This is a genomic window from Luteimonas yindakuii (assembly GCF_004803715.2).
Taxonomy (GTDB): Bacteria; Pseudomonadota; Gammaproteobacteria; order Xanthomonadales; family Xanthomonadaceae; genus Luteimonas; species Luteimonas yindakuii.
On the sequence record NZ_CP039383.2, the window covers coordinates 1,695,132 to 1,711,495 of the forward strand.

Below are 16,364 nucleotides of genomic sequence, written 5' to 3' on the forward strand. Positions count from 1 at the left end.
GATGCCCGCCTATTTTTCCGACCAGTCGCTCCGTTTCCTGCACAACCTCGCGCGCCACAACGAGCGCGACTGGTTCCATGCGCACAAGGCCGACTACGAAACGCACGTACGCGAGCCGTTCCAGCGCCTGCTGGCCGACCTGCAGCCCGATCTCACCGCGGTCAGCCTGCAGTTCCGTGCCGATCCGCGGCCGGTGGGCGGTTCGCTGTTCCGCATCCACCGTGACACCCGCTACGCCCACGACAAGTCGCCCTACAAGCGCTGGCAGGGCGCGAAGCTCTTCCATGCGCGCCATCGCGAAGTGCCGACGCCGTCGTGGTACATCCACCTGCAGCCCGGGGAGAATTTCCTCGCCGCCGGCATCTGGCATCCGGAGACGCCGGTGCTGCGCCGGATCCGCCAGTTCCTGGTCGACAACCCGCAGGGCTGGCGTCGCGCCGCGCACGACCCGGCGCTGCAACGCCGCTGGCGCCTGTCGGGCGACGAGATGCTGGTGCGGGTGCCGCGCGGTTATCCCGACGACTTCGAGTTCCGCGACGATCTGCGCCGGCGCAACTTCGTCATCGTGCGTGCGCTCGACGATGCCACCATGACCGGCCCGCGGCTGCGCCAGACCATCGCCCGCGAACTGGCCGCGACCGCGCCGTTCATGGATTACCTCTGCGCCGCACTGGACCTGGAGTTCTGATGCCCGGCTCTATCCCGACCATTGCTGTGGCTGCCACCGCAACCCGGGCTCACGGAGCGCCGGCATGAAGCGCACGCGGGCGCGGTGGCTGCCCTGGGCCGTTGTCGCGGTCCTGCTGGCAGTGCTGGGCTATGCCGTCGCGGGACCGTGGCTGACCATCCGCGGCATCGAGCAGGCGATCCGCAACGACGACACCCGTGCCCTCGCCCGCCAGGTGGATTTCCCCGCCCTGCGCGCCAACCTCAGGGCGCAGGCCGACGACCACATCGCAAGGCAATACGGTGATCGTGCACAGGGGAGCGTGTTCAGGCGCCTTGGCCTGCGGGTGGCCAGTGGCCTTGCCGGCGGCGTGGTCGATGCGATGGCCACGCCGGTGGGACTGGCAGCGCTGATGGAGGGGCGCCGTGTGTGGTCGCGTCTCGAGGGCTCGCCACCGGCGCGCAGCCTCGACGGTAGCCAGCACCCCGAGCCGTTCCGCGACGCGCGCTACCGCTACGAATCGACCTCGCGCTTCACCGTGACCATCGACGACGAGCGCGGCCGGCCGCTGGTGTTCGTGCTGACCCGCAAGGGCCTGCACTGGCGGCTGTCGGATATCCGCATCTCGCCGTGAGCGCTGCCGCGTCTGCTCGAGACCGGGTGCGGGCCCGTCCTCCCCAGCGGGCCATGAGACCGTGAGCCACCCGACCCGCGGGCCTGCCCAGGCGCCCGTGCGGGAAGTGTTCCGCATCTTCCTCGTCCTGGGACTCACTTCGTTCGGTGGGCCGATCGCGCATCTGGCATACCTGCGCCGGGAGTTCGTCGAGCGCCGCCACTGGCTCGACGATGAGGGGTTCGCGCAGCTGATCGCCGTGTGCCAGTTCCTGCCAGGCCCCGCGAGCAGCCAGCTTGGATTCGCCATCGGCCTCGATCGTGCTGGCTGGAGGGGCGCACTGGCGGCATTCGCTGGCTTTACCCTGCCCTCGGCGTTGCTGATGTTCGCGCTGGCCATGCTCGCGCCGGCGCTTGCAGGAAATGCCGTGACTGGAAGCATCGTGCAGGGGCTGAAGCTTGTTGCCGTGGCTGTGGTTGCCCACGGACTGCTGGGGATGGCCAGGCAGCTTGTACCGGATGTGGCACGCGCTGCCATTGCTGCCAGCGCGGTGGCACTCGTGCTGTTGTCGGGCGGCCCCTGGAGCCAGTTGTTCGCGGTGGCCCTGGGGGCGTTGCTCGGCCTGGCGTTCTGCGGCCACGTCCGCGGCCCTGCGGCCATCGGCCAACGCTGGCATGTCGGACACAGTGCCGCGCTGGTCTGCCTGCTGACCTTCGCCGCGTTGCTCGCGCTTGCGCTGGCCGTGCCGCCCTCGCCTGCACCCGGCGTGGCCGGGCTTCTCGCTGCGTTCTATCGAACCGGTGCGCTGGTCTTCGGCGGCGGCCACGTCGTGCTGCCGTTGCTGCAACAGGCCGTGGTGGAGCCGGGCTGGCTCGACGCGGATGCGTTCCTCACCGGGTATGGCGCGGCACAGGCGCTGCCGGGGCCGATGTTCGCTCTGTCGGCCTACCTCGGTGCGGGGATCAATGCCGGGCTTCCTCCAGCGGCCTCGGCGGGCCTCGCCCTGGGGGCGATCTTTTTCCCGGGATTCCTGCTGGTGACCGCCACGTTGCCGGGTTGGACGCGCATGCTCGCCCGGCCGGTCGCAGCCAGGGCCGTGGCCGGTATCAATGCGGCCGTGGTCGGCCTGCTTGCGGCAGCGCTGTATGACCCGCTGTGGGTGACGGCGATCCATGGCCCGGCGGATTTGCTCGTCGCTGCCGGCGCAGCCGCACTGCTGCTGACCGGACGGGTCGCGGTGCCCTGGGTCGTGCTGTTGTGCGTTGTCGCGGCTGCGATCACGGGAGCTATCTGACGCAGCGGCAGCCTTGCCTCTCTGGCGTCTACTTCGCAGCAGGAACCTTCGGCAGGTTGGAAATCCCGTGCGGCACATGGCCGGCGGTCACGTGCTGGCGCGCGGAATCGATGTTGTGCAGGGAGTCGTCGAAGAAGATGTCGGCGCCGAACGCTTCCAGGAACGGGCCCTTCGGTCGCCCGCCGAGGAACAGTGCCTCGTCCAGCCGCACGCCCCATTCGCGCAGGGTGCGGATCACGCGCTCATGTGCCGGCGCCGAACGCGCAGTGACCAGTGCGGTACGGATCGGTGCGTCGGGGCCGGCCGGGAACGCCTCCTGCAAGTCATGCAGCGCCGACAGGAAGCCGCGGAACGGGCCGCCGGACAGCGCCTCGCGGGCACGCTCGCGCTCGTGGCGATGGAAGGCCTCGATTCCGCTTTCCTGCGACACCCGCTCGCCTTCGTCGCCGAAGATCACCGCGTCGCCATCGAAGGCGATGCGGATCTGCGCGCGCGCACTGGTCGCGGCCTCGCCCGCCCGCGCCGGTGGCGGCAGCGCCGCGCTCGGCAGGATGGTCGCCGCTGCAATGCCGTCTGCAAGCGCGCGGCGCACCGACTCCGGGTTCGCGGACAGCAGCAGCTGCGCGCCGAACGGGCGGATATAGGGCCAGGTCGGCTCACCCGAGGTGAACGTCGCGCGCGAGATCGGCAGCCCGTGGTGCTGGATCGAGTTGAAGATGCGCAGCCCGGTATCGGCCGAGTTGCGCGACAGCAGGATCACCTCGACATGTGGTGCGTCGGGCGGCGCGGACTCGTTCAGTGCCAGCAGCTTGCGCACCAGCGCGAAGGCGATGCCCGGCGGCAGGATGTCGTCCTCGTGGGTGCGCTGGTAGTTCGAGTAGGCCTCGATGCCTTCCTCCTCGAACAGCGCATGGCTGTCCTCGAGGTCGAACAGCGCGCGCGAGGAGATCGCGATGGTCAGCGTGGAGACGGATGGAATCGACATGGGCCGATTATGCGGCCCGCGCGGCGCATGCCGTGAGACGCCGGCCCATCAGGCCATGAACTGCTCGCTCAGGATCCGCTCCTCGAGGTTGTGCTCGGGATCGAACAGCAGCGTGACCTGGCGCTCGCGTGCCTCGCGGATGCGCACCTCGATCACGTCACGCACCTCGTGCGAATCGGCGGTCGCACTGACCGGGCGCTTGTAGGGATCGAGCACGCGGAATACGACCTCGGTGTCGGCGCGCAGGATCGCGCCGCGCCAGCGTCGCGGGCGGAACGGCGCGATCGGCGTCAGCGCGACCACGCCGCTGCCCAGCGGCAGGATCGGCCCGTGCGCGGAGTAGTTGTACGCGGTGCTGCCCGCGGGCGATGCCACCAACACGCCGTCGCAGATCAGCTCCTCGAGGCGGGTGCGGCCGTTGAGTTCGATGCTCAGGTGCGCGGCCTGCCGCGTCTGCCGCAGCAGAGACACCTCGTTGTAGGCCAGCGAGCCGACGCTGGTGCCGGATTCGGTCAGCGCCACCATTTCCAGCGGCCGCAGCGTGGCGGGTTCGGCGGCGGCGATACGTTCGAGCAGGCTGTCGCTGCGGTGGTGGTTCATCAGGAAGCCGACCGTGCCGAGCTTCATCCCGAACACCGGCTTGCCCAGGGCCCCGTGGCGATGCAGCGTCTGCAGCATGAAACCGTCGCCGCCGAGCGCACACAGCACGTCGGCGTCCTCGGGGGCATGGCTGCCGTGCTCGGCGACCAGCGCCTCCAGCGCAACGCGCGCGTGCTCGGCAGGGCTGGCGAGGAAGGCAATGCGCGGCGCGGACATCCGACGGCTCCCGATGGGTCGCGGGCAGGATAACGCGGGCGACGCCGCGACAGGCGCCCGCCCGCCGCAAACGACGATGCCCGCGGCCTTGGCACGCGGGCATCCCGTTCCACCGGTCCGCCGGACTGGCCGACGGACCGTTTGCGGGCCGGATCAGCCCAGGCTGGTGCCCGCCAGCTGGCCAAGGCGGCTGACCGCCACCGACACGGTCGGGTAGTCCAGCGACTTCTGCGCGCACATCTCGTCGAGCATGCCGAGGGTGAAGCGCAGCGTCGTGTCGTCGCGACCCACCCAGGCAGCGACCTTCTCGTCGGCACCGCGACCCGGCATGTCGAGGACCTGCGCGGTCAGCAGGGTCTGCTGGGTGGCGAGATCGTCACGCAGCACGCCACGTGCCACCGCGTGCCAACGACCCTCCACTTCCAGCGCTTCGATCTGCGAGAACAGCCACGGCAGGTGCAGTGCCTCGCCGACGCGGAAGTGCACCTTCGCCACCTCGACCGGCTTCAACCTGCGCGCGCGCGCCAGCTCGATGATGTCCAGCGCCGAAGCGAGGTACGGCAGTTCCGCCAGCTCGCGGGCGAGGTCCGCCGGCATGCCCTTGTCGGCCCATGCCGCAAGCCCCGCTTCGTACTCGGCACGCTGGGAATCGGCGAGGATGCCGTCCGCGCGGCGGATCTCGTTGAGCGCATCGTGGTAGCGCTCCACCGCCCTGGTGATGGCCGGCATCTCGCCCTGGCGGTTGAGCAGCCAGCGCACGTACGAACGCTGCAGGTTCCAGATCGTCTGCAGGGCATCGATCTGCGCTTCCTCGCTGACCTTGAGGTTCAGCGCGTCGAGCTGGGTCCACAGGGCGCGCGCATCCAGCGTCTCGCGGCTGATGGTGTAGGCCTTGGCGACCTCGGCCGGGGTGCGACCGGTGTCCTCCTGCATGCGCATGAGGAAGGTCGCACCCATCCGGTTGATGGTGGTGTTGGTCACCGCGGTGGCGATGATCTCGCGCTTGAGCGGATGCTTTTCCATCGCCGCGGCGTACTTCTGCCGCAGCGGTTCGGGGAAGTAGCGCTGCAGCTCCTTCGACAGGTACGGGTCTTCCGGGATGTCCGAGTCCAGCATTTGCTGGAACGCCACCAGCTTCGAGTACGACAGCAGCACCGCCAGCTCCGGCCGGGTCAGGCCCTGGCCGCGGGCCCTGCGCGCGGAGATCTCCGCGTCCGACGGCAGGAACTCGATCTGCCGGTCCAGCAGCCCCTGCGATTCCAGGGTGCGGATGAAGTGCTGCTTGGAGCCCAGGCGCGACAGGCTCATCCGTTCCATCAGGCTCAGTGCCTGGTTCTGGCGGATGTTGTCCCACAGCACCAGCGACTCGACCTCGCCGGTCATGTCGGCCAGCAGCGTGTTGCGCGCCGGCAGGGTGAGCTTCTTCGCCCGCACCTGGCCGTTGAGCAGGATCTTGATGTTGACCTCGTGGTCGGAGGTGTCCACGCCCGCCGAGTTGTCGATGAAGTCGGCGTTGAGCAGCGCGCCGGCCTGCGCGGCCTCGATGCGGCCACGCTGGGTGAAGCCGAGGTTGCCGCCTTCGCCGACCACGCGGCAGCGCAGCTCGCAACCGTCCACGCGCAATGCGTTGTTGGCGCGATCGCCGACGTCGGCGTGGGTCTCGGTCGAACCCTTGACGTAGGTGCCGATGCCGCCGTTCCACAGCAGGTCCACCGGCGCCTTGAGGATCGCGTTCATCAGCTCGTTGGGGCTGAGCGCGGTCACCGAGGCATCCAGCCCCAGCACCTCGCGCGCCTGCGCGGACACCGGCACGGTCTTGGCCGAGCGCGGCCACACGCCGCCGCCGGCGCTGATCAGCGACCTGTCGTAATCCTCCCAGCTCGAACGCGGCAGGCGGAACAGGCGTTCGCGTTCCTTCCACGAACGCGCGGAGTCCGGCTGCGGGTCGATGAAGATATGGCGGTGGTCGAACGCCGCGACGAGGCGGATGTGCCTGGACAGCAGCATGCCGTTGCCGAACACGTCGCCCGACATGTCGCCGATGCCGACCGCGGTGAAGTCCTCGCTCTGCGAATCCACGCCGAGTGCGCGGAAGTGCCGCTTCACCGACTCCCACGCGCCCTTGGCGGTGATGCCCATGCCCTTGTGGTCGTAACCCACCGAGCCACCGGAGGCGAAGGCATCGCCCAGCCAGAAGTTGTATTCGGCCGAAATGCCGTTGGCGATGTCGGAGAACGTCGCGGTGCCCTTGTCGGCGGCGACCACCAGGTAGTAGTCGTCATCGTCGTGGCGGACCACGTCGCGCGCGGGGACGACCTTGCCGTCGACGACGTTGTCGGTGACATCGAGCAGGCCGCTGATGAAGCGGCGGTAGCAGGCGATGCCCTCGGCCAGCTGGGCGTCGCGGTCGCCGCCCACCGGCGGCTTCTTGACGATGAAACCGCCCTTGGCGCCGACCGGCACGATGACGGTGTTCTTGACCATCTGCGCCTTGACCAGGCCCAGCACCTCGGTGCGGAAGTCCTCGCGACGGTCCGACCAGCGCAGGCCGCCACGCGCCACCGGGCCGTAGCGCAGGTGCACGCCCTCCACCCGCGGCCCGCAGACGAAAATCTCGCGGTACGGACGCGGCTTCGGCAGCTCCGGCACGCGCGCGCAGTCGAACTTGTAGGCGACGTAATCCTTGTCCTGGCCGTCGGCTGCGCGCTGGTAGTAGCTGGTGCGCAGGGTGGCGTCGATCACGCCGATGAAGCCGCGCAGGATGCGGTCCTCGTCGAGGCTGCCGACGCCGTCCAGCAGCGCGGTCAGCGCCTGGCGGGTCGCGGTGTACTGCGCCGAGCGGTCGCCTTCGCGTGCCAGCAGCACCGGCTCCAGCGTGGCGAGTGTCTCCGCGGCACCGCCGGCGAGTGCGCTGAACTGCGCGCGCAGCAGTTGCGCGCCTTCGCTGATCTGCGCACGCGTCTCGCGCCCGGTGGCGGGGTGGAAGCGGCTCTCGAACAGCTCGACCAGCAGGCGCGACAACAGCGGGTAGCGCGCCAGGGTCTGTTCCATGTAGGCCTGCGAGAACGGCACGCCGGCCTGCAGCAGGTACTTGCTGTAGGCGCGCAGCATCGCGACCTGGCGCCAGTCCAGCCCGGCCAGCACGATCAGGCGGTTGAAGCCGTCGTTCTCGGCCTCGTCGCGCCACAGGCGCGTCACGGCCTCCTCGAACGCCGGGCCAACGCGCTCGAGATCGAGGTCCACGCCCACGGCTTCGACCTCGAAGTCCTGCACGTAGAAGATGTCGCCGCCGGCATCGATGCGGTGCGGATGCTCGGACAGCACGCGCAGGCCCATGTTCTCCATCACCGGCAGCACGTCGGACAGCGGGATGTCGCGGTGCTGGCGGAACAGCTTCAGGCGCAGGCCGCCGGTACCGTCCGCGGCGTCCGCGGCGTCCGCGGCGCGCACCAGGCTCAGGCGCAGGTCGTCGGCGGATTCGAGCGCGGCCAGCTGGCCGACGTCGCGGGCGGCGACCGACGGCGTCGCCTGCTCGATGTAATCGACGCTGAGCGCGCGGCCGAAGCGGCCGGCCAGGGCCAGGCCTTCGGCTTCGCCATGGCGTGCGATCAATGCGTCACGCAGGTCGTCCTGCCAGTTGCGCACGATCGCCGACAGCTGGCTGTCGAGCGCCGCCGCGTCGATGTCCACGGTGTTGCCGGAACGCGGGCGCACGATGAGGTGCAGCTGTGCCAGCGGCGATTCGCCGACCTGCACGCTGGTGTCGACGCGATCGGCTTCGAGCACCTCGCGCAGCATGGCCTCGATGCGCAGGCGCACCTCGGTGTTGTAGCGGTCGCGCGGCACGTAGGCCAGCACCGAATAGAAGCGCCCGTAGCGGTCGCTGCGCAGGAACAGGCGGCTGCGCACGCGCTCCTGCAGGTGCAGGATGCCCAGCGCCAGCCGGTACAGCTCGTCACTGCTGGACTGGAACAGCTCGTCGCGCGGCAGGGTCTCGAGGATGTGTTTGAGCGCCTTGCCGCTGTGGCCGGTCTCGCGCAGGCCGGAGCGGCTCATCACCTGTTCGAAGCGCTCGCGCACCAGCGGGATGTCCCACGGCCGGCGGTTGTAGGCGGCCGACGTGTACAGGCCGATGAAGCGCTGCTCGCCGATCGCGCGGCCCTTGGCGTCGAACTGGAGGATGCCGACATAGTCCATGAAGCCCGGGCGGTGCACGGTGGAGCGCGCATTGGTCTTGGTCAGGATCAGCGGATCGATCTCGCCCTCGCCGCGCGCGGCCTGTGCGGCCAGCGCACGCAGCGAACGCGGGTGGCCGACTTCCTTGCCGCGCAGCAGGCCGAGACCGGAATCCTCGACCGCCAGCAGGCTCGGCTCGCCACCACGGTGGCGCACCTGGTACTCGCGGTAGCCGAGGAAGGTGAAGTGGTCATTGGAGGCCCAGCGCAGGAACTCCTGCGCCTCCGCGCGCACCGCATCGTCCACCGGCAGCGCGCGGTCGGCGAGATCCTCGGCGACGGCCACCATCTTGTCGCGCATGCTCGGCCAGTCGGCGACGATCTGGCGCACGTCGCCGAGCACTTGGCCAAGTGCTTCCTCGATCGCCGCGATCGACTCCGACGGCTGGCGGTCGATCTCCAGGTGCATCAGCGATTCGGGCTCGCCCTCGCCCACCGCCTGCAGCTTGCCTGCGCGGTCGCGACGCAGCGCGATCACCGGATGGCCGAGCACGTGCACGCCGATGCCCTGCTCGGCCAGCGCCATGGTCACCGAATCGACCAGGAACGGCATGTCGTCGTTGACGATCTGCAGCACGGTGTGGGGCGATTCCCAGCCGTGCGTCTTCATCGTCGGATTGAACAGCCGCATGCGCGCGGTGCCCGGCTTGCGCTTGCGCGCGAACTCGAGGAAATCGAACGCCAGCGCGGCCCAGGCATCGGCCGTGTGCAGCGGCAGTTCGTCCTCGCCCATGCGGTAGTAGAACGCCGACGCGAACGCCTCGGCATCGGCGGCGCCGGCGCTGCCGGCCCGGGTGCGGATCGCCGCGCGGATCGGCGCGAGGATGCCGCCGCCGGCATTGCGCGCCGGCTTCTTCGATGCGGCTGCGCGCACCGGTTTGTCCGTCTTCGCGGCGGCGGGCTTGGAGGTGGAACTGCGCTTGCTGGTCATGGTCGGTAGGTCCGGATGCAATGAGGCCCGCGCGATGCGCGGGCCGGCCATGGGATATCAGTTGCCGTACGGCGCGATCGCGCGGGCCACCGGGATGTCCGGCGTGGGCAGCGCGTTGGCGGCGAGGGCGTGGGTGGTCACGTCGGGGTCAACGCAGCCCGGTTTCGTTGCGGGCAATGACCAGGCGCTGGATTTCCGAGGTGCCCTCGTAGATCTCGGTGATCTTGGCGTCGCGGAAATAGCGTTCGACCGGCATCTCCTTGGAGTAGCCCATGCCACCGTGGATCTGCACCGCCTGGTGGGTGATCCACATCGCCGCTTCCGAGGCGGTGAGCTTGGCCACCGAAGCCTCGGTGGTGAAGCGCTTGCCCTGGCCCTTCAGCCAGGCGGCCCGCAGCGTCAACAGCAGCGAGGCGTCGAGCTTGCACTTCATGTCGGCGATCTTGGCCTGGGTCATCTGGAACGCGCCGATCGGCTGGCCGAAGGCCTTGCGCTCCTTGACGTACTCCAGCGTGGCCTCGTAGGCCGCGCGGGCCAGGCCGATCGCCTGCGATGCGATGCCGATACGGCCGGCGTCGAGCACGCTCATCGCGATCTTGAAGCCCTGTCCTTCCTCGCCCAGCACGTCCCCGGCGCGGGCGACGTAATCCTGGAATTCGATCTCGCAGGTGGCCGACGCACGGATGCCGAGCTTGGGCTCGGTCTTGCCGCGATGGAAACCGGCGCGGTCGCCATCGACGAGGAAGGCGGTGATGCCGCGCGCGCCCTTGTCGGGATCGGTCACCGCGAACAGCACGAAATACCTGGCGACCGGGCCGGAGGTGATCCAGCTCTTCTTGCCATTGATCACGTAGCTGCCGTCGTCCTGCTTCACGGCGCGGCAACGCATCGCGGTGGCGTCGGAACCGGACTGCGGCTCGGTCAACGCGAATGCGCCGATCTCGGCACCTTCGGCGATGGCGCGCACATAGGTCTGCTTCTGCTCCTCGGTGCCGTGGGTCAGGATGCCGTTGCAGAACAGCGAGTTGTTGACCGACATGATGGTGGAGTGCGCGGCGTCGCCGGCGGCGATCTCGATCATCGCCAGCACATAGGCCACCGGATCCATGCCCGCGCCGCCGTATTCGGTCGGCACCTCGATGCCCATCAGGCCGTTCTCGCCGAGCAGGCGGATGTTGTCGAGCGGGAATTCGCCGCTGCGATCGAAGCCCTCGGCCGACGGCGCGATCTTTTCCTGCGCGATGCGGCGCGCCACGTCCTGGATCATCAACTGTTCTTCGCTGAAACCGAACTCCACGCGCACACCTCGAAGCCGAACGGGAAGCGCAAATTGTACCCGCGCGCGTCGGCAAACCCCATCGTCCGGCTTGACGCTCCGGAACCGCACGCGCAGACTCATCTCGATATCGCGATATAGAGATACTTATGGATCTGGAAAGCTGGTCGGCGCGCCTCAAGATCCTCGCCGACGCCACCCGCGTGCGCCTGTTGGCGCTGCTCGAAGGCGAAGAACTGACCGTCGCCGAGCTGTCGGCGATCACGCGCCTGGCGCAGCCGCGGGTTTCCACCCATCTCGCCAAACTGAAGGAGGCCGGACTGGTGCGCGACCGCCGCGCCGGTGTCTCCGCCTATTACCGCTTCGACGACGCGCCGCTGGACCCGGCCATCCGCACGCTGTGGATCACCCTGCGCGATGGCAGCGATGACCCCCTGCTGCGCCAGGACGCCGAGCGCGTGGCCGGAGTGCTGGCGATGCGCGCAGCGGACCAGAACTGGGCCGATTCCGTGGCCGGCGACATGGAGCGCCATTACTCCCCCGGCCGTACCTGGGAAGCGCTGGCGCGGTCGGCGCTGCCATTGATGGAGACCGGTGACGTGCTCGACATCGCCTCGGGCGATGGCGTGCTGGCGGAACTGCTGGCGCCGCATGCGCGCCGTTATGTGTGCGTGGACACCAGCGCGCGGGTGGTGAGCGCCGCCGCGGAACGACTCAAGCGCTACCGCAACGTGGAGGTCCGCGAAGGCGACATGCATGCGCTGCCGTTCGACGAGGGCGGCTTCGACCTGGTGGTGCTGATGCATGCGCTGACCTATTCCGACCGTCCCGCGCAGGCAGTGGCCGACGCGGCACGGGTGCTGCGCCCCGGCGGGCGACTGCTGCTGACCACCCTCGCCCGCCACGAGCACCGCACCGCGGTGGAGGCCTACGGCCACGTCAATCTCGGCTTCGGCGAGCGCGAGTTGCGCCGCTTCGTGGAAAAGGCCGGCCTGTCGCTGCAGAGCCTCAACACCGTGACCCGCGAGAAGCGTCCACCGCACTTCGAGGTCATCTCGCTGATTGCATCGAAACCGGCGCCGCAGGCGCGGTCGGGAGTATCGAAGTGACGGAAGTAAACGCCGCTCCGCTGTCGCACGGCGTGCGCTGGCTGCACCCGCGCCGTGTCGAGGCGCTGCATGAGGCCCTCGCCCAGCGCATCCTCGTGATCGACGGCGCGATGGGCACGCTGATCCAGCAGCACGGGTTTGCCGAAGCGGACTATCGCGGCGAGCGTTTCGCCGAAGGCTATGACCGGTTGGCACCGGGGGAGCGCGTCGCGCGCGACCTGCGCGGAAACAACGACCTGCTCAACCTGACCCGCCCGGACATCATTGCCGGCATCCACCGCGCCTACCTCGAGGCTGGCGCCGACCTGGTCGAGACCAACACCTTCAACGCGACGTCGATCAGCCAGGCCGATTACGGCCTGCAGCACCTGGCACGCGAGCTCAACCGCGAAGGCGCGCGCATCGCCCGTGCAGCCTGCGACGCGACGGAGGCGAGCACGCCCGGGCAGCCGCGTTTCGTGATCGGGGTGGTAGGGCCGACCAGCCGCACCGCATCGATCAGCCCCGACGTCAATGACCCCGGCTTCCGCAACACCTCCTTCGACGAACTGCGACAGGCCTACGCCGACGCCACGCACGGCCTGGTCGAAGGCGGCGCCGACGTGGTGATGGTGGAGACGGTGTTCGACACCCTCAATGCGAAAGCGGCGCTGTACGCGATCGAGGAGGTCTTCGACGACCTCGGCGCGCGCCTGCCGGTGATGGTGTCCGGCACCATCACCGACGCCTCCGGACGCACCCTGTCGGGACAGACCGCCGAAGCGTTCCATGTCTCGCTGATGCACGCCCGCCCGCTGGCGATCGGCCTCAACTGCGCGCTGGGCGCGCGCGAACTGCGCCCGCATGTCGAGACCCTGGCCCGCGTTGCGCAGTGCCACGTCAGTGCGCATCCCAACGCCGGCCTGCCGAACGCGTTCGGTGGCTACGACCAGACCCCGGACGAGATGGCCACGATGCTGAAGGAGTTCGCCACCGCGGGGCTGGTCAACCTGGTCGGCGGCTGCTGCGGCACCACGCCGGACCACATCCGCGCGATCGCCGACGCGGTGTCTGGCGTGGCGCCCCGTCGCCAGGGAGGCGTGGAATGAGCAGCGCACCGCGCCACACCCGCCTGTCCGGCCTCGAGCCGCTGGCCATCACGCCCGAACTGCTGTTCGTCAATGTCGGCGAGCGCACCAACGTCACCGGCAGCGCGCGCTTCCGCAAGCTGGTCAAGGAAGGCCGCTACGAGGATGCGGTGGAGGTGGCGCGCCAGCAGGTCGAGAGCGGCGCGCAGATCCTCGACGTGAACATGGACGAAGGCCTCATCGATTCGGAAGCGGCGATGGTGCGCTTCCTCAACCTGATCGCCTCCGAGCCCGACATCGCCCGCATCCCGGTGATGGTGGACTCGTCGAAATGGAGCGTGATCGAGGCTGGCCTGCAGTGCCTGCAGGGCAAGGGCGTGGTCAACTCGATCTCGCTGAAAGACGGCCACGCCGCGTTCGTCGAGCACGCCCGCAAGGTGCTGCGCTACGGCGCGGCCGCGGTGGTCATGGCGTTCGACGAGGACGGCCAGGCCGATACCTGCGCGCGCAAGGTGGAAATCTGCACCCGCGCCTACCGCATCCTCGTCGACGAGGTCGGCTTCCCGCCCGAAGACATCATCTTCGATCCCAACATCTTCGCCATCGCCACCGGCATTGCCGAGCACGACAACTACGCGGTCGATTTCATCGAGGCCACCCGGATCATCCGTGCCACGCTGCCGCATTGCCATGTCTCCGGCGGCGTGTCCAACGTGAGCTTCTCCTTCCGCGGCAATGAGCCGGTGCGGGCGGCGATCCACTCGGTGTTCCTCTACCACGCGATCCAGGCCGGCATGGACATGGGCATCGTCAACGCCGGCGCGCTGCCGGTCTACGACGATCTCGATCCGGAACTGCGCACGCGCGTGGAGGATGTCGTCCTCAACCGCCGCGCGGATGCGACCGAGCGGTTGCTCGAGATCGCCGAGACCTTCCGCGGCAGCGGCGGCGCACGCGTCGTCGAGGACCAGGCGTGGCGCCAGCGCCCGGTACGCGAACGCCTCACCCATGCGCTGGTGCATGGCATCGACCAGTACGTGGAAACCGACACCGAGGAGGCGCGCCAGCTGCTGCCGCGCCCGCTCGATGTCATCGAAGGTCCGCTGATGGACGGCATGAACGTGGTCGGCGACCTGTTCGGTGCCGGCAAGATGTTCCTGCCGCAGGTGGTGAAATCGGCACGGGTGATGAAGAAGGCGGTGGCTTACCTGTTGCCGTGGATCGAAGCGGAAAAGGCCCGCACCGGCGATGTCGCGAAAACCAACGGCCGCATCGTGCTGGCCACGGTCAAGGGCGATGTGCACGACATCGGCAAGAACATCGTCGGCGTGGTGCTGGCGTGCAACAACTTCGAGGTCGTCGACCTCGGGGTGATGGTGGGCGCGCAGGTCATCCTCGACAAGGCACGTGAAATCGATGCCGACCTGGTCGGCCTGTCAGGCCTGATCACGCCTTCGCTGGAAGAGATGGGCCACGTCGCGCGCGAGATGCAACGGCAGGGCTTCACCATGCCGCTGCTGATCGGGGGTGCCACCACCTCGCGTGCGCACACGGCGCTGAAGATCGATCCGCACTACGCCGCGCCCACCGTCTGGGTGAAGGACGCCTCGCGTGCGGTGGGCGTGGCGCAATCGCTGATCTCCCGCGACATGCGCGCGGCGTTCGTCGCCGCCAACGATGCCGACTACGCGGAAATCCGCGAACGCCATCGCAACCGCGGCGACGCCAAGCGACTGGTGTCACTGCAGAAGGCGCGCGGGCAGAAGTTCGACGGCGGCTGGGACGGGTACGTGCCGCCCGCGCCGCGCGCGACCGGCCTGCATGTGTTCGAGGACTGGCCGCTGGCGGAGCTTGCCGACTGCATCGACTGGAGCCCGTTCTTCAACGCGTGGGAACTGGCAGGCTATCCGGCGATCCTCGACGACGCCGTCGTCGGCACCCAGGCGCGCGAGCTGTACCGCGACGCGCGGGCGATGCTTGCGACCATCGTCGAGGAGAAGTGGTTGACCGCGAAAGCCGTGTTCGGCCTGTGGCCGGCGTACAGCGTCGGCGACGACGTGGTGGTGCACGCCGACGGCGGCGAGACCACGCTCCACTTCCTGCGCCAGCAGGTCGACAAGCCGGCCGATCGTCCCGACTTCTGCCTGGCGGACTTCATCGCACCACGCGGGACCGGCCTGGCCGACTGGATCGGCGGGTTCGCGGTGACGGCAGGCATCGGGCTGGACCCGCATGTCGCGCGTTTCGAGGCCGACCATGACGACTACAACGCGATCCTGCTCAAGGCGCTGGCGGACCGCCTGGCCGAAGCACTGGCCGAGCGCCTGCACCAGCGCGTGCGCATGGAGTTCTGGGGCTATGCCACCGACGAGGCGCTGGACAACGACGCGCTGATCGCCGAGCGCTACCGTGGCATCCGCCCCGCACCCGGCTACCCGGCGTGCCCCGACCACAGCGAGAAGGCCACCCTGTTCAAGCTACTCGATGCGGGTGCGAATGCGGGCATGACGCTGACCGAGAATTTCGCGATGCTGCCCACCGCCGCGGTCTCCGGCTACTACTTCAGCCACCCGCGCAGCCAGTACTTCGTCGTCGGCAGGGTTGCACGCGAACAGGTCGCGGACTACGCACGCCGCAAGGGCGTGTCACTGCAGCAGGCCGAGCGGTGGCTGGCGACCCAGCTCGACTACGACCCGCAGTGAGCCGGCTTCACCACACCAGGTCGTCGGGTACCTGGTACATCGGGTCGGCATAGGGGTCGTCGCCGGCGGGGGCGTCCGGGTCCACCCGCAGCGCCACCGACGGCGCGAACACCGCCTCCGCCTCCGCCAGCACCGCCGCGGTCACCAGCAGGTACCGCCCATTGAGCTGGGCCACGCCCAGCTCGCCGGCGTTGAGCGCCCGCAGCTGCTCGGCGGTCACGTAGATGCGCTTGATCTTGCCGCCGTACTCGAAGTGACGGGCGATGTCGGCATCCGCGTGGTTGAGCGCCTTGCCCTCGAGCAGGGTCGCCAGGCGTGCACGCGCCTCGCGGCGCAGGCGTGCCTCCTCCTGTTTCTGCTTCTCCGCCGCGATGCGCTCGTCCTTTTCCTTCTGGGCACGGATCGCGTACGCCTTGGCGAGGTCGATGTCCTCCCGCGACGTTGGCTTGCCGCGACCGCGCGTGCGCGCATCGCCGCGGGCCTGCGGCTTGCCCGGCGACGGCTTGCCGTCCGGGCGGCGCTGGCCAGGGCGCGATGCATCGGCCTTGGCAGACGCCTGATTGCCGCCCGCACCGGGCTTGCGCGCAGGCTGGCGCTCCGGCGTGGGGGCCTTGAAGCCCAGGCCCAGGAGCTGGTCGCGCAGGGTATCGCTCATCGTCGTGCCGTCGT

General features: G+C 69.2%; 11 protein-coding genes. 6 read left to right on the forward strand and 5 right to left on the reverse strand.

Features of this window, described 5'->3' with window-relative positions; all coding sequences use genetic code 11:
- Position 1 precedes the first annotated feature (1 nt).
- The 3 genes from E5843_RS07745 (at position 2) to chrA (ending at position 2,574) form a co-directional block, all read left to right on the forward strand.
- Entirely contained in the window at positions 2 to 688 is a 687-nt protein-coding gene (locus E5843_RS07745; protein WP_136412316.1) for a DUF2461 domain-containing protein, read from the forward strand.
- A gap of 64 nt (positions 689 to 752) precedes the next feature.
- Entirely contained in the window at positions 753 to 1,301 is a 549-nt protein-coding gene (locus E5843_RS07750) for a DUF2939 domain-containing protein (RefSeq protein ID WP_136412317.1), read from the forward strand.
- Between the two features lie 61 nt (positions 1,302 to 1,362).
- Positions 1,363 to 2,574 carry a chromate efflux transporter gene (chrA, locus tag E5843_RS07755; protein WP_208542743.1) on the forward strand — a complete coding sequence of 404 codons (1,212 nt, stop codon included), beginning with the start codon at positions 1,363 to 1,365 and terminating at the stop codon, positions 2,572 to 2,574.
- Between the two features lie 28 nt (positions 2,575 to 2,602).
- Here chrA and E5843_RS07760 read toward each other — a convergent pair whose 3' ends face one another.
- The 4 genes from E5843_RS07760 to E5843_RS07775 all read right to left on the reverse strand — a co-directional run bounded on the left by E5843_RS07760 (position 2,603) and on the right by E5843_RS07775 (position 10,844).
- Positions 2,603 to 3,559 carry a 5'-nucleotidase gene (locus E5843_RS07760; RefSeq protein ID WP_141065867.1) on the reverse strand — a complete coding sequence of 319 codons (957 nt, stop codon included), beginning with the start codon at positions 3,557 to 3,559 and terminating at the stop codon, positions 2,603 to 2,605.
- 48 nt (positions 3,560 to 3,607) lie between these two features.
- Positions 3,608 to 4,375 carry an NAD kinase gene (locus E5843_RS07765; RefSeq protein ID WP_134673455.1) on the reverse strand — a complete coding sequence of 256 codons (768 nt, stop codon included), beginning with the start codon at positions 4,373 to 4,375 and terminating at the stop codon, positions 3,608 to 3,610.
- A gap of 153 nt (positions 4,376 to 4,528) precedes the next feature.
- A complete protein-coding gene (locus tag E5843_RS07770) occupies positions 4,529 to 9,541 on the reverse strand; it encodes an NAD-glutamate dehydrogenase (RefSeq protein WP_141065868.1) in 5,013 nt (1,670 codons plus the stop codon).
- A 148-nt stretch (positions 9,542 to 9,689) separates the two neighbouring features.
- Positions 9,690 to 10,844, reverse strand: a complete 1,155-nt coding sequence (locus E5843_RS07775) for an acyl-CoA dehydrogenase family protein (protein ID WP_341777616.1) — start codon at positions 10,842 to 10,844, stop codon at positions 9,690 to 9,692.
- Between the two features lie 122 nt (positions 10,845 to 10,966).
- Here E5843_RS07775 and E5843_RS07780 point away from each other — a divergent pair, with 122 nt between their 5' ends.
- The 3 genes from E5843_RS07780 to metH are packed head-to-tail and all read left to right on the forward strand — an operon-like array spanning position 10,967 to position 15,695.
- Positions 10,967 to 11,926, forward strand: coding sequence for an ArsR/SmtB family transcription factor (locus tag E5843_RS07780; protein WP_134673458.1), 960 nt, complete (start codon positions 10,967 to 10,969; stop codon positions 11,924 to 11,926).
- Entirely contained in the window at positions 11,923 to 13,014 is a 1,092-nt protein-coding gene (locus E5843_RS07785; RefSeq protein ID WP_244240743.1) for a homocysteine S-methyltransferase family protein, read from the forward strand. The genes E5843_RS07780 and E5843_RS07785 overlap by 4 nt, the downstream gene beginning before the upstream one ends.
- On the forward strand, positions 13,011 to 15,695 hold the full coding sequence (gene metH / locus E5843_RS07790) for a methionine synthase (RefSeq protein ID WP_141065869.1): 2,685 nt from the start codon (positions 13,011 to 13,013) through the stop codon (positions 15,693 to 15,695). The genes E5843_RS07785 and metH overlap by 4 nt, the downstream gene beginning before the upstream one ends.
- A 7-nt stretch (positions 15,696 to 15,702) precedes the next feature.
- Here the strand turns inward: metH and E5843_RS07795 are convergent, their stop codons facing one another.
- Positions 15,703 to 16,350: a DUF2058 domain-containing protein gene (locus E5843_RS07795; protein ID WP_141065870.1), complete on the reverse strand. Its 648-nt coding sequence runs from the start codon at positions 16,348 to 16,350 to the stop codon at positions 15,703 to 15,705.
- Between the last annotated feature and the right edge of the window lie 14 nt (positions 16,351 to 16,364).

Bases quoted from the DNA above. Each gene is read 5' to 3' on its own strand.
- E5843_RS07765 (WP_134673455.1), bottom strand. From the start codon at position 4,375: ATGTCCGCGCCGCGCATTGCCTTCCTCGCCAGCCCTGCCGAGCACGCG.
- E5843_RS07770 (WP_141065868.1), bottom strand. From the start codon at position 9,541: ATGACCAGCAAGCGCAGTTCCACCTCCAAGCCCGCCGCCGCGAAGACG.
- E5843_RS07760 (WP_141065867.1), bottom strand. From the start codon at position 3,559: ATGTCGATTCCATCCGTCTCCACGCTGACCATCGCGATCTCCTCGCGC.
- metH (WP_141065869.1), top strand. From the start codon at position 13,011: ATGAGCAGCGCACCGCGCCACACCCGCCTGTCCGGCCTCGAGCCGCTG.
- E5843_RS07795 (WP_141065870.1), bottom strand. From the start codon at position 16,350: ATGAGCGATACCCTGCGCGACCAGCTCCTGGGCCTGGGCTTCAAGGCC.
- E5843_RS07750 (WP_136412317.1), top strand. From the start codon at position 753: ATGAAGCGCACGCGGGCGCGGTGGCTGCCCTGGGCCGTTGTCGCGGTC.
- E5843_RS07745 (WP_136412316.1), top strand. From the start codon at position 2: ATGCCCGCCTATTTTTCCGACCAGTCGCTCCGTTTCCTGCACAACCTC.
- E5843_RS07780 (WP_134673458.1), top strand. From the start codon at position 10,967: ATGGATCTGGAAAGCTGGTCGGCGCGCCTCAAGATCCTCGCCGACGCC.